We start from the raw sequence: 18196 nt of genomic DNA, 5'->3' as shown, positions 1-18196 counted from the left end.
AAAGGCTACAGCTATTGTGCCTTGGGATCAGGGGCGACGGCATGCAAATGCCGTCGCCCAAAGACGCCGTTCTACTCTAACAATAGCTCGCTATCGGCTCACCCAGGATCTCAAGGCGCGGCGTTATTCCGAGTCCCGGAAGGCTCGGCGCTCTCACGCGGCCGTCTACGACTTCGAAGGGGCCGTCAGCAGTTTTGATCGATACGATATCGCGGCATTCAAGCACGCATCTTAAGTTCTTCTCAGGGACCGTCTGGCCCATATGCACGATGGCAGCAAAGGCGATGTCGGAGCCTGTCGTTTCCTGAACACTTACCGTAAGACCGGCCGCTACGCAGATGTCTCGGTGACGCCTGCCCCGGGTCAGTCCGCCATTCTTCGAGATTTTCAGCCCGATCCCTTCTGCCGCATCGTCGCCGACGATATGTGCAATCGTAGCATCGTCCGTAGCGAGTTCGTCGAAGATGATGGGAACATCGGTTCGACGCCTGAGTGAAATGCATTCGCGCCAGGTAGTGCATGGTGCCTCGAGGACGAAATCGAGGCCATCGGGCAGCAATCTCAGCATCCGAAGCGCCGTCTCGACGGTCATGCCGCCGTTCGCATCCACGATAAAGAATTCGCCCGGCTTCTTGTCCGCAAGCGATGCCGCAATGCGCGCGGCGTCCATCGCCGGCTCGTCTCCGATTTTTACCGAGTGGGCGATATAGCCCATCGCGCGGTGCTGTGCGACCCGATGGCGCATGTCCTCTGGATCGCCCATATAGATCGAAGAGATCACAGGCATGGCGACATCGGTGCGGCCACCAAGGAGATCGCATACCGGCAGGTCCACCGCCTTTCCAAACACGTCCCAGCACGCCACATCGATCGCCGTCTTCGCGTGAAGATGACCGACAAGTGCTCCATCCATCGCGTCGTTGATCCGATCGACACGTCTCGGATCGAGCCCGATGAGGCTGGGCGCGATTTCCGCGATCCCCGCTCGCACGCCGAGCGCATGGGAGGCAATCCAGGTCGATCCGAATGGCGTGCTCTCGCCCCATCCTTCGAGGCCATTGTTGGCCGTAATGCGGACGAGCGTCGCATCGAAACTTCGATATTCCCGCCCTCCGGACAGGCGGTAAACTCCGCCCGCATACGGCAGGTCCACCTTAAAAACATCGATCTTGGCAATCTTCAAATCTTTCATGGTCCATCCTTCAATCACGGAATGACGAGCACGAGCTTTCCGACGAGACTTTTCGACAGAAAGTCCTGTTGAGCCCGAACGATGTCTTTGAGCGGATATGTCTTTGCGATAACTGGCTTTATCTCGCCACGCTCGATGTAACCGACGAGGTTCTTGAACACGACGTCGTCCTGAAATGTGCATCCGAAGAACGACAGATCCTTGAGGTAAAGGGTCCTGACGTCGAGCTCGACAATGGGGCCGGCAATAGCTCCTGCAACGACGTATCGCCCGCCTCTTTTGAGGACCTCCAGAAGCTCGCCGAAAGACGGACCAGCCGTGACGTCGAGAGCGACATCCACCGAATCCTTCCCGAGCTTCTCGACGATATTCTCGCCGCGGGGAAGAACCTCGTCGGCCCCCAGCGCGAGCAATTGATCGGCCTTATCGCGCCCGGCAACCGCAGTGACAAAGGCGCCACGTCGCTTTGCCAGTTGGATCGCCGCGGATCCAACACCACCCGAAGCGCCCGTGATCAGAATACGTTCGCCATAGCTTACGTTAGCGCGATGAAGCATGCCCTCCGCCGTGGAATAGGCACAGGGTATGGACGCGAGCTCGACATCGCTCCAATCGCAGTCGACCTTGTAGCTTTCCGCAGACGGCGCCTTCGCATATTGAGCGAACCCGCCGTCGCATTCGGAACCGAAGGTCCAACATTCGTAGGGCCGGTATCCAACATAGGTCCGCAGCATATTGCGAACGAGAACGCGCTCGCCCAGGCGTTCCGCGTTCACTCCCTCGCCAACGGCAACGATGCGGCCGCAGCAATCCGCACCCTGAATTCGCGGAAATGTCATTGGCGTGCCGGACCAACTGGCATCGAGATCTTTCGCAGACTGGAAACCTTCTGTCGCGCCGGTTTCCGTTCCTGCGCTTACCGCCTTCGAATACCATCCGATCCGTGTGTTGATATCGGTATTGTTGACGCCAGCGGCGGCAACACGGATCAGTACTTCGCTAGGCCCTGGCCTCGGAACCGGAATATCTTCCCGGTATTGAAGCTTATCAAATCCACCGTGGCCAACTAGCTCGACGCCGCTCATGCGATCCGGCAAAGACGCCGAAATCTGATTTGTGGCTGCAGGTTCGTTCAGGCTCATCTTCACCCACTATTGCTTGTTTGAGGCTTTGGGCGACGCCGACCATTGGCGTGCTCTTCAGCCATGAGAACGGCATCTGCGGGTTGAAGACAACGCACTTAAAACTCAGCAATGCTTTGAGTTAATCTCAATCCGGCCGTGGCATCTTCCGATGGAAACCTAACCCCACCAATGATTTGGAGAAGCAACCTTTCCCATCGCTCTCGGGGTATCGATGGCGTATCGTGTCGGCTCCACAGTGGAGAAAAACAATTGGTTCGTCGCTTTTACGGCCTTCCTTCCCTTACGGCGCTGGCAGCTTTCGAAGCCGCTGCACGACATGGAAGTTTCACGCTGGCTGCCGCCGAGTTGAACGTCACGCCTGGGGCGGTGAGCAGGCAGATCAAGGCCATGGAGGACGATGTCGGCGTATTGCTGTTTGCCCGCAAGGCGAGAGGAGTGACGCTGACAGCGCCTGCCGAAGAACTATACAGCGCCCTAGCGACCGGATTTGCCCGCGCCTCAGATGTCATCAATTCCATTCGACGTGGAGACAAGGCTCGAAACGTGACGATCGCCTGCAGCGACGTCTTCGCTACGATGTGGCTCGTACCGCGAATGCCGGACTTCTGGCGGACCTTTGAAGAAATAACCGTCGATCACCTGATCTCCGATAACGTCAAGAATTTTCGCCGGGCAGAGGTGGAGCTCAGAATTCGTTATGGCCTTGGTGCATGGATCGACGAGACGGCGGAGTTTTTGTTTGACGATTGCCTCTATCCTGTGTGCAGCGCAGCATTTGCGGAACGGCATCAAGGCGCAACGACTGCCGATCTGAGTGACCTTCCGTTGTTGAACGTCGAATGGGTCGAACCTGATTGGATGGGCTGGGAGGAGGTATTGGTGCGCGCAGGCGTCGCCTCAAGCTCTGCGAATGTGAGACGCTTCGGCAAATTCAGCGTGGCGCTGCAGGCTGCCATGGCAGACCAGGGGCTGGTGGTCGGCTGGCATCGGTTGGTCGGGCCGCTCGTGGAAAAGGGCGAACTCGTCCGCTTCACAAATCTCGTCATACCGGCGCCCGGCGGCTACTACCTTACCTGGAACAGTAACCGTGAACTTTCGGTGGCGGCGGAGACAGTTCGAGACTGGATAAGGAAACTCGCCGCGCAAGAGCGGGATGCACCAATGCCTCGGAAAGGCAAATAGGCTTTAAGCCGGTGGGCGATAAGTTAGGGCGCGCGAAGCGTCGCGCGCCCTCGCTTAAGACTTACAAAGCAGCTTCAACCTTCTTTGCTACGTCGGCAGGAACCCACTTGGTCCAGATATCCTTGTTTTCCTTGAGGAAATGCTTGGAACCTTCGTCGCCGGTTGCCTGGTTTTCCGTCTCCCAGGCCATCACCTTGCCGACGGTCGCATTGCTCCAACCGCGCGTCTTGAAGTATTCGAGGACTTCCGGCGGGGCGCTGTCGGCAAACTTCTTCGTCAGAACGGTGTAGACGTTGTCGACGGGCCAAGCGGCCGGCTTGGGATCCGGGCACTGAAGATTGGTGATGCAACGCTTCCACTCGGCAGCATCCTGCGGAACGGTGAACTTCAACATCACCATATCGTACTTTCCGAGCAACGCAGTCGGAGCCCAGTAATAGGTGATGAAACCTTCTTTGCGTTCGTAAGCCTTGGCTATCGCACCATCGAGACCGGCCGCAGAGCCGGGGTCGAGGAGGTTGAACCCCTTGTCGGTTGCGTTGTAAGCCTTGAAGAGTTGTGCGGTAACGACGGTTGCGCCCCAGCCCTGGGCTCCGTTGAAGATCACACCCTTGCTCGAGTCTTCAGGATCGGGAAAGAGTTCGGGATGCTTGAGCGCATCGTCGATCGTCTTGATATCCGGATGCGCCTCGGCAACGTATTTCGGAATCCACCAGCCCTGAACACCACCGTCCGGCAGCGCCTTTGCCGCCTCGATGATCTTCTGCTCCTTCAGGCCGCGAGGAACGATTTCCGGCAGAAGATCAACCCAGGTCTCCGACGAAACGTCAGGTTCGCTCTTTTCAACCATGGACGTCGTCGACGGCACGGTGTCGCCGGGCATCGTTTCCACGCTGCAACCGTAACCGTTCTCCAAGATGAACTTATCGACATACGTCAGGACTTCCGCGCTTTGAACATTGTGCAAAGCAAGGGTGACGGTGCCACAGCCGGCGGCAGAGGCAGGCAGTGACAGGCCCAAATAGCCGACGGCGAGACATGTAGATGCAAGCAAATACTTCATTGAGTTCCCTCTATTCTTAGCGGCAGTCGATAGGAACAGGGTGCCGCAGAACCTGTCCCGAAGGTTAACCCATCTGTCTATCGATCGATTGAAAGCCGCGTGACGCCGGCCCTGAGCCGATGGAGATTGCGTCATTCTCCTCGCCGACGATTTGGCATCGGCAGATCATTTGAAGCGTCGTCGGACAACGCGCCGCTTCCGGTGATTTTCATGGGCATCGCATCACGTCTCCTCTTTTGGAAACTCACAGCGGTCGTGCATCGATGGACGAGGGCCTTCCCCAGCGGCGTTCTCACGCGTCCCGTCATCCCATCGAGCGGATTGGGAGAGCTTCTAGCAAAAGCGGATCGGCGTAACAAGCAAAATGTACATATATGTCTATTAAATTTTCATCTATGGTTGTTTTGTGTACTCTAATGTACATTCCAAGCTATTGCCAGAACAACGAATTTCGCCAAAGATCCAGAATTTCTCAGCCGTTGCACCGACGCGGAGGGAATCTGCAGCCGGGCGGGAACGCCGGAGCGATTTTCGAGAGATGCTCGCTGAGATGGCTGAACACACGTGATCGCGAGGCGAACGCCGTCCGCCGCGGAGAAGTCCGCCTTAGGGTCGCTTAGTTGCGGGAGCCAACGCGGTGCCCTTGGGAAGGTGCTCCATCAGAGATTGGCACGCCCGCATAATGTGGGCGTAGACAAGACTGCCGGCACCCTCGACGTCCCGCTTGCGGCAAAGTTCGAGGATCTGACGATGCTCATCGTCGGCGACCTGATGCCCGTTCGAAAGCGTGAGCTGAATCCGCAAGTAGCGTTCGATCCGATCATTCACCGACCGTATCATGTTCACCATGTACGGCCTGTGGGCATCCTCATAGAGCCGTGAATGAAAACGCCAATTGAGCTCGGCCCATCGTCCGATGTCCGTTTCCTGAGCAAACGCGTCGCAATAGGCTTGCGCCTGTGCGTAAGTCTCCTCTGTCATTTGAGGAATTGAAAGTTTTATCGCGCTGGATTCCAGGATCGCGCGTACCTCAAAAATCTGGACGAGCTCCGGCTCGGAGGTCGGCGTCACCACCGCTCCGCGATTTCTCTGGAAAGCGACGAGACCTTCGGCCTCCAGGCGCTTCAACGCTTCCCGAACAGGGATTTTGGAGACGTTGAACATGCGGGCGACTTCGTCCTGGCGGATCGGCTCACCCTCGTCGAGCGTCCCATCAATGATGGAATCGCGGATGAACTTGACGATTACGTCCGAAGCCGTTGGGACGCTTCCCAAATTCGTAGCCTGCTCTGAGTTAAACGGCATTCCCGGTTCGCGTCCTTGGTTCTCGATAGGCGAGCAATATCGTAGGCCACTTTTGTTCTCAAGGCTTCCGCATTTGTCGGGACGTCCAACGTCGCAGATGCTTCCGTACGCCATCTTCCATAAGCCAGCCTTGACTCACCTTTCGTAGATCGTATACGTTATCCGAAATTGATGCGAATGTGACATAATCCATGGGGAACGAAGATGCGAACGTCAAAGGTTGTGCACGTTGTTAGCTGCCACGCCGAAGGCGAGGTCGGCGATGTTATCGTCGGCGGCGTCGCCCCACCGCCGGGCGCAACCGTCTGGGATCAGGCTCGTTGGATCGCTGAGGACGAAACGCTGCGGAACTTCGTCCTGAACGAGCCTCGCGGGGGAGTCTTCAGACATGTGAACCTTCTTGTCCCACCAAAGAACCCGAAGGCGCAGATGGGCTGGATCATCATGGAGCCGGCCGATACCCCACCCATGTCGGGCTCAAACTCCATGTGCGTCTCAACCGTCCTTCTCGATACCGGCATTATCCCGATGCAGGAACCGATCACGCGCATGGTGCTGGAACCGCCAGGCGGCTTGATCGAGGTTGAGGCAGAGTGCCGCAATGGCAAGGCCGAGCGTATCCGTGTGCGGAATGTTCCTTCCTTCGCCGATAAGCTCGATGCCAAGCTCGAAGTCGAAGGAATTGGCACCTTGACTGTCGACACCGCCTATGGCGGCGACAGCTTCGTCGTCGTCGACGCGGCGTCGCTGGGATTGCAGCTCCAGCCCGACCAGGCTCGAGATATCGCCCGGTTTGGCGTAAAGATCACAGAAGCCGCGAACGAACAGCTTGGCTTCAAGCATCCAGCGAACGACTGGGGCCACATCTCATTCTGCCAAATCACCGATCCTGTGGTCATGAGGGACGGCGTGCTTTGGGGCAAGAATGCCGTCGCCATACGTCCGGGTAAGATCGACCGTTCCCCTTGCGGGACCGGATGCTCGGCGCGAATGGCAATTCTCCATGCGAAGGGCCAGATGAAGCCGGGCGACAAGTTCGTGGGCACCTCGTTGCTCGATACGGAATTCCATTGCAGCATCGACAGTGAAGTTGACATCAACGGCAAGCTCGGCATCAATCCGATCATTTCAGGCCGGGCATGGGTGATCGGCACGAAACAGCTAATGGTCGATCCTAGCGACCCATTTCAAGCGGGTTATCGCCTCTCGGACACTTGGCCCATGGATATTTAGGAGGCAAATCTTGCCATTGATATATGTCGAGCCATACGCCAGTCTCGAAGGATTAATCGGATGATCGAAAATCCAGAAGACTCCATCCGTATCAGCTTTGGCGATCTGAAATTGCTGTTGGTCAAGATCTTCGTTCGCTTCGGCGTCTCCGAGGCGAATGCGGCGATCCTGGCTGAAAACTGTGCCGGATGTGAACGCGACGGCAGCATGAGCCATGGCGTGTTTCGTATCCCTGGCTATGTTGCTACGCTTGGGAGCGGCTGGGTGGATGGTAAGGCATTGCCTACCATCGAAAATGGCGGCGAGGCCTTCATTCGCGTCGACGCCAGGAACGGCTTTGCTCAACCGGCACTGGCGGCTGCCACGCCGCTGTTGATCGAAAAGGCTTCAAGATACGGCGCGGCAGTCCTCGCGATCCGGAACTCGCATCATTTCAGTGCGCTTTGGCAAGATCTTGAACCGTTTGCCAGAAAGGGTTTCGTCGCACTTTCGATGGTGTCCGGACTGGCATGCGTTGCGCCTCCGGGAAGTGCGAAGCCGATCATGGGAACCAACCCCATTGCTTTTGCAACACCGGTTGCGGGCGCTGATCCCTTCGTTTTCGACTTCGCGACCAGCGCAATGTCGAATGGCGATCTGCGGATCGCGGCGCGTGAGGGCCATAACGTTCCGCCGGGCACCGGAGTCGATGCCGAGGGCCTCTTGAGCGAAGACCCGAAAAGAATTCTTGCGGGCGGTTCTCTTCTTCCGTTCGGCGGCCACAAGGGCTTCGCCCTTTCACTCATGGTGGAGGTTCTGGCATCTGGGCTAACGGGTGGTCAATTTTCAACGGAGGTCGATTTCTCGACTCATCCCGGTGCAGAAACCCCGAAAACCGGGCAGGCTCTGATCCTTATTGATCCGACGTGCGGAAACAATAACGCATTTGCAAGCCGGGTTGCCCATCTGATTGAATTGGTCCGGCAGTCCGGCGGAACACGACTGCCGTCAGACCGAAGGTATAGGACACGAGCAGCGTCAGAGCGCGATGGCATCCGACTGAGCGCCAGCACTTACGAACACCTACGTTCATTCGCGCAATAAAACGGCGTTCTTCCGGCGCTCTGCAGGGAAGACGAAGGTTAGTCTACCTCATAGCCATGAAAGTCCGGGTGCCGTGGAAAATCATCTTCTGCCGTGTTGGTCTTTTCAGCTTTTGGCATCTTCACGCTGAAGGCGGCAAGCACCGCCTTGATGGCAATTGGCCCATAATTGTCGGCAAGGTCTGAGACTTCGTTCGGCTGATTTTCGATCTTGCGGCGCATGATGTGACCCTCAGCGAGTGCTGTAATTGTGAGAATTGCTGGATGAATGGAAGTGTTTCGTGCGCTGGCGGATGAGGGTCGCCACGAAGATGACAGCTATCGGGCTTGCCAAGCCCATTGCCAGTTCCGCATCGAATGCATGGACTCCATGCGCCAGACCTTTAAGGAAATAGCCAAGCAGCCCAACGACGTAATAGCTGACAGCCGCAATCGAAAGCCCCTCCACCGTCTGCTGGAGACGTAGCTGAAGCTGAGCGCGTTCGCTCATCGTCTGCAGAATGTCCCTGTTCTGTCGCTCCATCGCCACATCGACTTTCGCTCGCAACAATTGGGTCGCGCGCGCCAGCTTCCGCGAAAGGTTGACCTGCCTTTCCTCAAGCGAAAAGCATGTTTGAAGCGCCGGCGCCATGCGCCGATTGAGGAATGCCTGAAAGGTTTCGCGATCCGGCACCGGTTCGAAACCGATTGCGGTGATCCTTCCGAGAACAATATTCTGATAGGCGCGGCTTGCTCCAAAGCGGAACAGGGATTTCGCCGCACCTGCTTCAAGGCGTGCTGCAAGCACGACGAGCTTATCCAGCAAGCTTTCGTTGTCTTCCAGCGAGACGGTTTGCGTCATTTCCTGCGTTGCATCGACCAGTGAACGCTCGATCTGGCGCACGGACGGCTCCAGACGTTGAGCTTCGGGCAGACATAATAGAGCGAGGACTCGATAGGTTTCGAGTTCAAGCAGTCTCTGGGCAAGCGCACCAATCCGCATGGCGGGCACGCCATTGTTGACCACGAGAATTTTGACGAAGCCGCCGGCGTCCGGCTTGAAATCCGTGGCAACTATTACGCCCCCTTTTTCGGCGGTCATGACGCAAAGGGACTCCTTTGCGAACATTGCATCGATATCGGGCGCCGAAGACACATCAACTATGTGCAGGTCGATGGCGACGAGGTGCGGGCCTGGCTGGAGAATGGCATACATCTGCGGAGCAAGAGTTGCCGGTTCCGCAGCAAAATCTGCCTGGGCGGGATGCTTGTAATACCAGCAATAGGTCGCAAATTCGCTGTGCCGTTCCCAACGAAGATGAATATCGCCAAACGACACGCGATGATGTCTGGCATTGGCCGGAATGGCGTCGTGGCCGTTTTCCTGGCAGTAAAGCGAAAGCGCTTCGCGCTCAGTGTCCCGTTCGGCTCCCGCTGAAAGAAACGCGAAATGCAAAAGACGTGCCGGCGTTTCGATCGGCCTGAACGGCCGGGCATGTACCTCCTCAAGCACAAACGCCCGGTCCTCATGGGGCGAAAGCATGGGCGCCGCCCTTTCAATTGCAGTGTTGTCTGCCATCGGTTCCCCTCCAGATACCGAACAGAAATCAAGGAGATACGTCTGCTCTCACTGCTGGAATTTGACCATGGTTCCCCCGCCCGCTGCTTGATCCGTCGGATAGACCTCGACACGCGAGACGTCGACGAAGATCGGCAGATCGATGATATTTTCGACCACGCGAGCAATGTTTTCAGGCTGAATGGAGCGATAGCCGTCATAGAGCACGGCATTCGCCTGACCATCCGGAATAGAGGTGCGGTAAAGCGAGGTCTCGACACGTCCGGGGACGATCTCGCTGACGCGCACCGATGTCCCGAGCAAATCAAGACGAAGATTGTCGCAGAACAGGCTCAAGCCGGCTTTGGAGGCGCCATAGGCCGATGAATTCGGGAAAGCGGCCCGCCCCGCGATCGAGCCGATGAAAATCAAATGACCGCGCCTGCGTTCCACCATGCCAGACACAACCGCCCTTGTGAGACGCATCGGCGCCTTCAGGTTAACATCGATCATCGCGTCGATCTCGTCGGGATCGATCTCTTGGAAGGATGCGCGGGTCGACAGGATGCCGGCATTGTTGATGAGGATATCGACCTCTATACCATTCAGCGCTTCGGCGATCCTCTGCGTATCGCGCACATCCGCCTTGATCGGGATCGCACCGCTGGTCTCGGAGAGTTGCTTGAGCACATCTTCGTTGCGGCCGACGGCATAGACCGTGAATCCGCGTTGCCTAAGAGCGACGACAATCGCCTTGCCGATACCGCTGGTCGCTCCGGTTACGACCACGGTGCGATAGACATCAGACATAGATGTAGCCTCCGCTGATGACGACGTTTTCACCGGTGGCATAGGTGTTGCGGCTTGATGCCATCATGACGATCCACTCCGCCATTTCGACCGGCTCGGCTGCGCGGCCAAGCGCGCTGGCCTTGGCCAGTTCCGGCAGGAAGCCAAGTTCCTTGGCGCGATCGGTCGCAAAGCCGGCCGGCGCAACCGAATTGACGAGAATCTGATCCTTGGCGCATTCCTGAGCGAAAGATTTGGTCAGGCTGACCACGGCTGCCTTGGTCGCGGCATAGTGGGCATTCTGGGGATGTGCCTTGAAGGCGTCGACCGAGGTGACGTTGACGATGCGTCCCGTCACTTCCGGAGCATTCACATGCTGGCGCATATGAAGTACGGCAGCTACCATCATGTGATAGGTGCCCTTGACGTTGATGGCGTTTTCGAGATCCCACTCCTCATCGGTGATTTCGAGAATCGGCCGACGCGGATAAATCGCGGCACTGTTGACGAGGACATGGATGCGACCAAGCTGCCCGACGATTTCGTTGAAACCCCGATGCGCCGTTTCGGCGCGGGAGATGTCGGCGACCGCCGTCGCCACCTCTGCGCCGAGAGCACGCAGCACCTGCGCGGACGAAGCCAGCAATTGTTCATTGCGGTCGATCAGGCCGATTTTGGTTGCACCATGAGAGATCATAAGCTTCGCTGTCGTCAGCCCGAGACCAGATGCGCCACCGACGATGATTGCGGTTTGGTTCTTCAAGTTCCACCTCGTTGTTTTGCGTTGCGTCACCTAATTTGTATGTTATCACTTATATGCCAACTTTGACAAAGCTCAAGCGCTTTATAAAGGTTTTCCGATGATTCCACGTCTGCGGGCGAATTTCGTCACGCCCCTGCCCCCGGCCAGTTTCTTCGAACGGCTCATTGAAGCAGGCTTCAACGGTGACATAGAAACCGGCGCCGCGGCGCGGACGGTTTTTGCGACCGACAATTCCATCTATCAGGTCGAGCCCGCAGCCATTCTTTTTCCGAAGGGCGCCGAAGATCTGAAAATTGTCGCAACCGTCCTCTCGGAACCGGCCTTCCGCACGATCGCGATTGCACCGCGAGGCGGCGGCACCGGCACCAACGGACAATCGCTGACATCGGGCGTTGTGGTCGACTGTTCGCGGCATATGAACAGCATACTGGACATAGATCCGGTCCGAAGGGTTGCTCGCGTCCAGGCCGGCGTCGTCAAGGATCAGTTGAATCGCGCCTTAAAGCCATACGGCCTCTTCTTTGCGCCTGAGCTTTCCACCTCCAACCGCGCCACCATCGGCGGCATGGTCTCCACCGATGCCTGCGGCCAGGGCTCCTGCCTCTATGGAAAGACCAGCAACCATGTGCTCGGCCTGCGTATCGTACTCGTCGACGGCTCCGAATGGTGGTCGCGCCCACTGGATGCGGCCGCGCTCGCCGAGGCTGCAGCGCGCCAGGACCGGATCGGGGAGATCCACAGGACGGTCGACCGGATCGCTAGAGAAAAGCACGACCGGATCGCCGAGGTCTTTCCGAACCTCAATCGCTATATGACCGGTTACGATCTCGCCCACATACGGCATCCCGACGGGCGTTTCGACCTCAACGCCATTCTCTGCGGCTCGGAGGGAACATTGGCGATGATCGCCGAGGCGGAGCTCAATCTTTTGCCGCTTCCGGCCCACGCCGCGCTGATCAACATCAGATATGGCGATTTCAATACGGCGCTGGAGGATGCCCGGACCCTGGCGGCGCTCAAAGTCGCTTCGGTAGAAACGATCGACGAGACGGTCTTGAAGCTCGCCAAGAGCGACATTGTCTGGAACAGCATTGCCCGGTTTTTCCCCGATGATGCAATCGGACCGGCAAACGGGATCAATATCGCGGAAGTTCTCGCCGATGATGAGGACGAGCTTGAACGCAAGTTATCCGAGATAACCGCAGCCATCGACACCGGTGCAAATGCACGCCGAAGAGGTTACACGGTGGTGCGGAACCACGCCGAGATCGAAGCGACATGGTCGATGCGCAAGCGCGCCGTCGGCCTGCTCGGCAATGTGGAAGGGCCGGTCCGGCCCGTGCCCTTCGTCGAAGATACGGCTGTTCCCCCTGAAAACCTCGCGGCCTATATCCGCGAGTTCCGCGCATTGCTGGACGGTGCGGGCCTTTCATACGGCATGTTCGGCCATGTCGACGCCGGCGTTTTGCATGTGCGACCGGCGCTCGACCTAACCCGCGCAGATCATGTCCCGTTGGTGCGCAACATCAGCGACGCAGTGGTGGCGCTCACCCGCAAATATGGCGGCGTCCTTTGGGGCGAACACGGCAAGGGCGTGCGTTCGGAATATGTGCCGGAATTCTTTGGCGACCTCTATCCCTGCCTGCAGGAGATCAAGCGGGCATTCGATCCGGAGAACCGGCTTAATCCCGGCAAGATCGCGGCGCCTTCAAACGAACCGCTTCTGAAAATAGACGAGGTGCCGCTACGCGGCAGCGTCGACCGCGTTCTCGGCAACGAGATCCGCGCTGCCTTCGACAATGCCGCCTATTGCAACGGCAACGGCGCCTGTTTCGACTTCGACGAAGCAAGCCCGATGTGCCCTTCCTATAAGGCGACGGGCGACCGGCGCTTCTCTCCGAAAGGCCGTGCCGCACTGATGCGGGAATGGCTGAGGCTCCTTGTCGAGAAGGGCGTCGATCCGCGCAAGGAAGCAGAGCGGGCGCGCGGCGCCAATCCCGTTTTTGATCTTGCCCGGCGCGCCTTGAACTCACTCAATCCCAAAAACCGGGATGACTTCTCGCATGAGGTGCGCGCTGCGATGGATACGTGCCTGGCCTGCAAGGCCTGCGCCGGCCAATGCCCCGTCAAGGTCAGCGTCCCATCGTTTCGTTCCAAGTTTTTGGAGCTTTATTACGGACGCTACCTGCGCCCCATGAAGGATCTGCTCGTCGCGACCATCGAGACCACTCTGCCCTTGATGGTTCGGATGCGCCCCGCATACAACCTATTCGTGGGAACGCACGTGGGCGAGAAGCTGATGCATGCCGCCGGGCTGACGGCGCTGCCGCTGCTTCCACGCCTCTCCCTGGCACGAGAGGCCGCCCGCCTGGGCGTGCCGGTCGCGACCCCCAGCCGGATCGAAGCCTTGTCGCCTGACGAACGGAAACGGAGCGTCATTTTCGTTCCCGACAGCTTCACGGAGCATTTCGACCCCCAAGTTGCTGTGGCTGCGATAAAATTGGCTCGGAAAATGGGCCTGTCGCCCTTTCTCGCCGCCCGTCACACCAACGGCAAGGCGTTGCATGTCCATGGCTATCTCGGCCGCTTTGAGAGGACTGCAGGGCAATCCGCCGCTTATTTCAACCGCCTGTCCGATAGCGGTGTGCCTCTCGTCGGCCTCGATCCGTCGATGACACTTGCCTATCGCAGCGAATACAAAAGCGCGGCCGGTGCGAAGCTGAAGGCAACCGTCCTCTTGCCACAGGAATGGCTAACGGCCAATGTCGACAGGCTCGGCGCCCTGCCATCGACCGCCGAAGGCAAGAGGTTCCGATTGCTGGCCCATTGTACGGAACGCACGAACGCGCCCGCTTCACTGGGGCAATGGAAAGCGGTGTTCGGAAGGTTAGGCATCGAACTTCGGACGGCTGACGTCGGCTGCTGTGGCATGGCAGGCACCTTCGGCCATGAAGCGCGCAACCGCGCCATCTCGGAGCGGCTTTATGCAATGAGCTGGAAACGCGAGATTGAAGCCGAGGATAAAACCAACATGCTGATGGCCACAGGTTATTCATGCCGGTCTCAAGTCAAGCAGATAGATCACAAAAGAATCTCGCATCCGTTTGAAGTGCTGAATGAAATAATTGCAGATTAGCACGACCATGCCGCGATCAAATGTGGCATGATATGTGATATGTGCTAAATTCGGCCCAGGAAAATCGGAGCAAAATCAGGTGTCGATCATCACGCAACGGGGAAATCTCGCGGAAATCGTTGTTGCGAAACTCAGTGAGCGCATCGATTCCGGTCTTTATGCGCCCGGCGAGAAGATTCCGTCAAGCGCGCAGCTTTGCGAAGAGTTCGGCGTTTCCCGGACCGTCATTCGCGAGGCGCTCACCTCCCTGAAAGTGGGAGGCCGGGTCACCGCGCGTCAGGGCGCTGGCGTCTATGTGAGCGAAAAGGATGCCAAGGCCCTCAATTTCGAGATAGGCCGCATCGAGGACATCCGCTCGGCCATGCAGATCCTCGAACTCCGGCTTGGTGTGGAGATGCAGTCCGTCGCGCTTGCCGCTACGCGGCGTACGCCGGAAGCTCTTGCTGAGATCGCACGCGCCTACGATCGGCTGGAAACGCTTGCAACGGAAGATGCGGAAGTCGAAGCGCGCGCTGATTTCGAATTTCACCTCGCCATTGCCCGCGCCACCCGCAATCCACATTTCCCAAACTTTCTGGAAGCGGTGATCGAGAGGATCAATTTCGATCTGCTACTGAAGCATCGGCAATCCGCACGCAATTACGGCACCTATCTGAAGAAGATCAACAAGGAACACGCCGCCATTTTATCCGCCATTACTCAAGGCGATCCTAAGGCGGCAAAAAGCGCGCTGGCAACCCATCTGGAAGAAAGCCTCAATCGCTATCGCGCGCTGCTCGATGAGCCTGTGAGCAGCGAAACGGAGCAGTAGCGGAGAAAAAGTGGCCTGCGCCGCCCGTTTGCCGGGCGGCGCATCGTCTTTTTATTTGCCCTGTGCGATTGCCTGATCGCGAATTTGCGTAAGGCTCATCTTCGGCGTCAGCGCTTCCGGATCGATCCGGATTTCGATCAGGCTCGGCTTGCCCGATGCTTCGCAGCGTTCGAAGGCGCCGGCGAAATCCTCCGTCACCTCCACGGTTTCGCCGTGCAGCCCATAGGACCGGGCCAGCGAGGCAAAATCCGGGTTCGTCAGCCGGGTGCCTGACACACGGCCGGGATAGTTGCGCTCCTGATGCATGCGAATTGTTCCGTACATGCCGTTGTTGATGACGAGGAAGATGACGCGTGCGTCATATTGCATGGCGGTCGCCAGCTCCTGTCCGTTCATCAAGAAACATCCGTCGCCGGCGAAGGCCACGACAGTTCGCGAAGGATCAGTGATCTTCGCGGCGACCGCAGCCGGGACACCGTAACCCATCGAGCCATTGGTCGGACCAAGCTGGGTTCGGAAGGTACGGTACTGATAGAAGCGGTGCGCCCAGGCGGTATAATTGCCTGCCCCCATCGTCAGGATCGCGTCCGGTTTCAGGTGGCCGCGCAGCCATTCCATGACGGCGCCCATCTGGACAGGACCCGGAACCTGCGGATGCTTGAGGTTTTCCAGATAGTCGGCATGCGCCGCCGCCGTCCAATCGGTCCAGGCGGGTGCCGCTGCAGGCTTGAGCTTCACCGCCTGGGCCAAGAAGCCCGCGACACTGGCGTTGATCGGCAATGTCGCGTGGTAGACGCGACCCAGTTCTTCCGCACCGGGGTGAATATGGACAAGCGTCTGCTTCGGAACCGGAATGTCGATCAAACTATAGGCGCCGGTGGTCATTTCGCCGAGGCGGGCCCCGATCGAGATCAGCAGGTCACAGTCTTTAACATGTTGAATCAGCTTCGGTCCCGCCGCCAGCCCGAGGTCGCCGGCATAATTCGGATGCGTGTTGTCGAAGAGGTCCTGGCAGCGGAAGGAGGCTGCGATCGGCAGGCTGAAAGTTTCCGAGAAGCTTTTCAGATCCGCCACCGCCTGTTGCGTCCAGCCACCGCCACCGACGACGGCCATCGGACGCTTGGCCTTGGACAGGAGTGCCTGCAATTCCTGCAATTGCGGCTCGCCGGCATAGGCCTCGACGCGCCGGTAGGCCGGCGTGTCCGCAACGTCGACCATGTCGGTCAGCATGTCTTCCGGCAGGGCCACAACCACCGGGCCCGGGCGCCCGTTGACTGCGCGGTGGAACGCCTGGCTGATCAGTTCGGGAATGCGGGCCGCATCCTCGATCTCGACCACCCACTTCGCCATCTGACCGAACATGCGCCGGTAATCGATCTCCTGGAAGGCTTCACGTTCCATCTGGTCACGCGCCACCTGGCCGATGAACAGGATCATCGGCGTGGAGTCCTGGAAGGCAGTGTGCACGCCGATGGAAGCATTCGTTGCCCCCGGACCGCGGGTGACAAAGCAGATGCCAGGCTTGCCGGTCATCTTGCCATAGGCTTCCGCCATATAGGACGCCCCGCCCTCCTGACGGCAGATAACGAATTCGATGGCATCCTCTGCGTCATGAAAAGCATCGAGCGCGGCAAGATAGCTTTCGCCCGGCACACCGAACACGCGATCGACGCCGTGGATCCGCAGGGCATCGACCAGGACCTGACCGCCGCTGCGCTTTGAAGTTTCGTACCTCATGGGGTTCCCTTATTCTGTTCGTTAAATGACGGCGTCTTCGAGGAAGGGTCGGTTCGCTACCACCCGTTCGTAGCCGAAAGGCGCAAGATCGAGCGTCTTGAACCCCCCATAGGTGATGAGCTCCGACAGGCCCCGGCCCATCGCGGGCGACTGTTGCAAACCGTGGCCCGAAAAACCGTTGGCGAAGAGAAAGTTTTTGACTTCGATGTGGGGGCCGAGAACGACGTTGTGATCGAGGGTGCAATAGTCGTAGTGACCGGCCCAGGAGTTGACCACCTTGATCGCTTCGAAGGCAGGCACGCGGTTTGCAAGGATCGGCCAGATTTCCTCGTCGAACTCGTCATGCATGACGTCGAAATCGTTCGGGTCCACTTCCGGATCGTGTTTCGGATAGGTGCCCATCAGATAGAACTTGCCTTCCGGGCGGAAGAAAACGCCGGTCGGATCGATGGTCAGGCCAACTTTACCCTCCAAGGGCGTGCGGCAGTCGACAACGAAGAGAGAGCGACGGCGTGGCTCCACGGGGACGTCGAGCCCGGCCATCCGCGCGACCTTCTTGCCGTTGGTACCGGACGTATTGACCATCATGCCGCAGGCGATCGTCTGGCCGCTCTTCGTCGATACGGAAACGACGCGGTCTCCTTCCCTGTCAACAGCAACGACTTCGTCTTCGATGTACTCGACGCCGAGCGAGCGCGCTTTCTTTCGAAAGCCCTGCAGCAGACCGACGCTGTCGAACCAGCCTTCGCCGCGCTCGCCGGTGCTGCCGAGCGTCAATCCTTCGAGATTAAGCCAGGGAAATCGCCGGCCCAAGCCTTCCGGATCGAGAAGCGTTACTTCCGCCCCGCAAGAGACTTGTGTTTCATGATTGCGGCGCAGGACCTGCTCGCCACGCTCATCCTCGGCCAGGAAGAGATAGCCCGCTTCGTGGAAGCCGATTTCGGGGGTGTCGTCATCGACGGCGACATTTTCCTTGAAATTGCGGATGAATTCCGTGCCGAACTGCGAGACCTTCACGTTGATCGCGTTCGAGAACTGGTGGCGGATGGAGCTGGAAGACAGCGCCGTTGCCGAGCGCTGATAGGTCCAGTCCTTTTCAATCACGAGGACCGATCCTTTGAAGTCGGGATTAGTCGCGAGAAAATAAGCTGCGGAGCTGCCGACGACTGCGCCCCCGACAATGATCACGTCATATGCAGATCTGGAAGCTTGCATCGGCTC

Annotated in this window: 15 protein-coding genes; 5 read left to right on the top strand and 10 right to left on the bottom strand. The window is 58.3% G+C overall.

The window, feature by feature from the left end; all coding sequences use genetic code 11:
- Positions 1-76: 76 nt before the first annotated feature.
- A complete protein-coding gene (locus N2601_RS20680) occupies positions 77-1192 on the bottom strand; it encodes a mandelate racemase/muconate lactonizing enzyme family protein (RefSeq protein WP_260304700.1) in 1116 nt (371 codons plus the stop codon).
- A 14-nt stretch (positions 1193-1206) separates the two neighbouring features.
- Entirely contained in the window at positions 1207-2334 is a 1128-nt protein-coding gene (locus tag N2601_RS20675; protein ID WP_260304699.1) for an alcohol dehydrogenase family protein, read from the bottom strand.
- 252 nt (positions 2335-2586) lie between these two features.
- On the opposite strand from N2601_RS20675, the gene N2601_RS20670 reads away from it, so the two are divergent.
- On the top strand, positions 2587-3519 hold the full coding sequence (locus N2601_RS20670; protein WP_260304698.1) for a LysR substrate-binding domain-containing protein: 933 nt from the start codon (positions 2587-2589) through the stop codon (positions 3517-3519).
- A gap of 61 nt (positions 3520-3580) precedes the next feature.
- Here the strand turns inward: N2601_RS20670 and N2601_RS20665 are convergent, their stop codons facing one another.
- Positions 3581-4582 carry a glycine betaine ABC transporter substrate-binding protein gene (locus N2601_RS20665; protein WP_104826138.1) on the bottom strand — a complete coding sequence of 334 codons (1002 nt, stop codon included), beginning with the start codon at positions 4580-4582 and terminating at the stop codon, positions 3581-3583.
- 606 nt (positions 4583-5188) lie between these two features.
- A complete protein-coding gene (locus N2601_RS20660; protein WP_260305280.1) occupies positions 5189-5887 on the bottom strand; it encodes a GntR family transcriptional regulator in 699 nt (232 codons plus the stop codon).
- Between the two features lie 204 nt (positions 5888-6091).
- Between N2601_RS20660 and N2601_RS20655 the strand changes: the two genes are divergently transcribed.
- Entirely contained in the window at positions 6092-7120 is a 1029-nt protein-coding gene (locus N2601_RS20655) for a trans-3-hydroxy-L-proline dehydratase (protein WP_260304697.1), read from the top strand.
- Between the two features lie 60 nt (positions 7121-7180).
- Positions 7181-8203 carry an Ldh family oxidoreductase gene (locus N2601_RS20650; RefSeq protein WP_260304696.1) on the top strand — a complete coding sequence of 341 codons (1023 nt, stop codon included), beginning with the start codon at positions 7181-7183 and terminating at the stop codon, positions 8201-8203.
- Positions 8204-8241: 38 nt separating this feature from the next.
- On the opposite strand, the gene N2601_RS20645 is transcribed toward N2601_RS20650, so the two are convergent.
- Genes N2601_RS20645 through N2601_RS20630 form a run of 4 tightly spaced genes read right to left on the bottom strand, consistent with a single transcriptional unit; the run spans position 8242 to position 11291 of the window.
- Positions 8242-8424 carry a hypothetical protein gene (locus N2601_RS20645; protein ID WP_260304695.1) on the bottom strand — a complete coding sequence of 61 codons (183 nt, stop codon included), beginning with the start codon at positions 8422-8424 and terminating at the stop codon, positions 8242-8244.
- A gap of 10 nt (positions 8425-8434) precedes the next feature.
- Positions 8435-9760: a DUF3422 domain-containing protein gene (locus tag N2601_RS20640; RefSeq protein ID WP_260304694.1), complete on the bottom strand. Its 1326-nt coding sequence runs from the start codon at positions 9758-9760 to the stop codon at positions 8435-8437.
- Between the two features lie 48 nt (positions 9761-9808).
- A complete protein-coding gene (locus tag N2601_RS20635) occupies positions 9809-10549 on the bottom strand; it encodes an SDR family oxidoreductase (protein ID WP_260304693.1) in 741 nt (246 codons plus the stop codon).
- Positions 10542-11291 (bottom strand): SDR family NAD(P)-dependent oxidoreductase, encoded by a 750-nt coding sequence (locus tag N2601_RS20630; RefSeq protein ID WP_260304692.1) that lies wholly within the window; start codon positions 11289-11291, stop codon positions 10542-10544. The genes N2601_RS20635 and N2601_RS20630 overlap by 8 nt, the downstream gene beginning before the upstream one ends.
- A 97-nt stretch (positions 11292-11388) precedes the next feature.
- On the opposite strand from N2601_RS20630, the gene ydiJ reads away from it, so the two are divergent.
- Complete coding sequence (ydiJ, locus tag N2601_RS20625; protein WP_260304691.1) at positions 11389-14427, top strand: D-2-hydroxyglutarate dehydrogenase YdiJ; 3039 nt, start codon at positions 11389-11391, stop codon at positions 14425-14427.
- 79 nt (positions 14428-14506) lie between these two features.
- Entirely contained in the window at positions 14507-15238 is a 732-nt protein-coding gene (locus tag N2601_RS20620; RefSeq protein WP_104826130.1) for a FadR/GntR family transcriptional regulator, read from the top strand.
- A gap of 51 nt (positions 15239-15289) precedes the next feature.
- Here N2601_RS20620 and N2601_RS20615 read toward each other — a convergent pair whose 3' ends face one another.
- Together N2601_RS20615 and N2601_RS20610 are read right to left on the bottom strand one after the other, a co-directional pair.
- Entirely contained in the window at positions 15290-16975 is a 1686-nt protein-coding gene (locus N2601_RS20615) for a thiamine pyrophosphate-binding protein (RefSeq protein ID WP_260304690.1), read from the bottom strand.
- Between the two features lie 21 nt (positions 16976-16996).
- Positions 16997-18190, bottom strand: a complete 1194-nt coding sequence (locus N2601_RS20610) for an NAD(P)/FAD-dependent oxidoreductase (RefSeq protein ID WP_260304689.1) — start codon at positions 18188-18190, stop codon at positions 16997-16999.
- Between the last annotated feature and the right edge of the window lie 6 nt (positions 18191-18196).

The sequence above is a fragment of the Rhizobium sp. CB3060 genome (assembly GCF_025200735.1).
Classification (GTDB): domain Bacteria; phylum Pseudomonadota; class Alphaproteobacteria; order Rhizobiales; family Rhizobiaceae; genus Rhizobium.
Note: the sequence above shows the minus strand (reverse complement) of the source record. Positions and strands in the feature narration are given on the sequence as shown.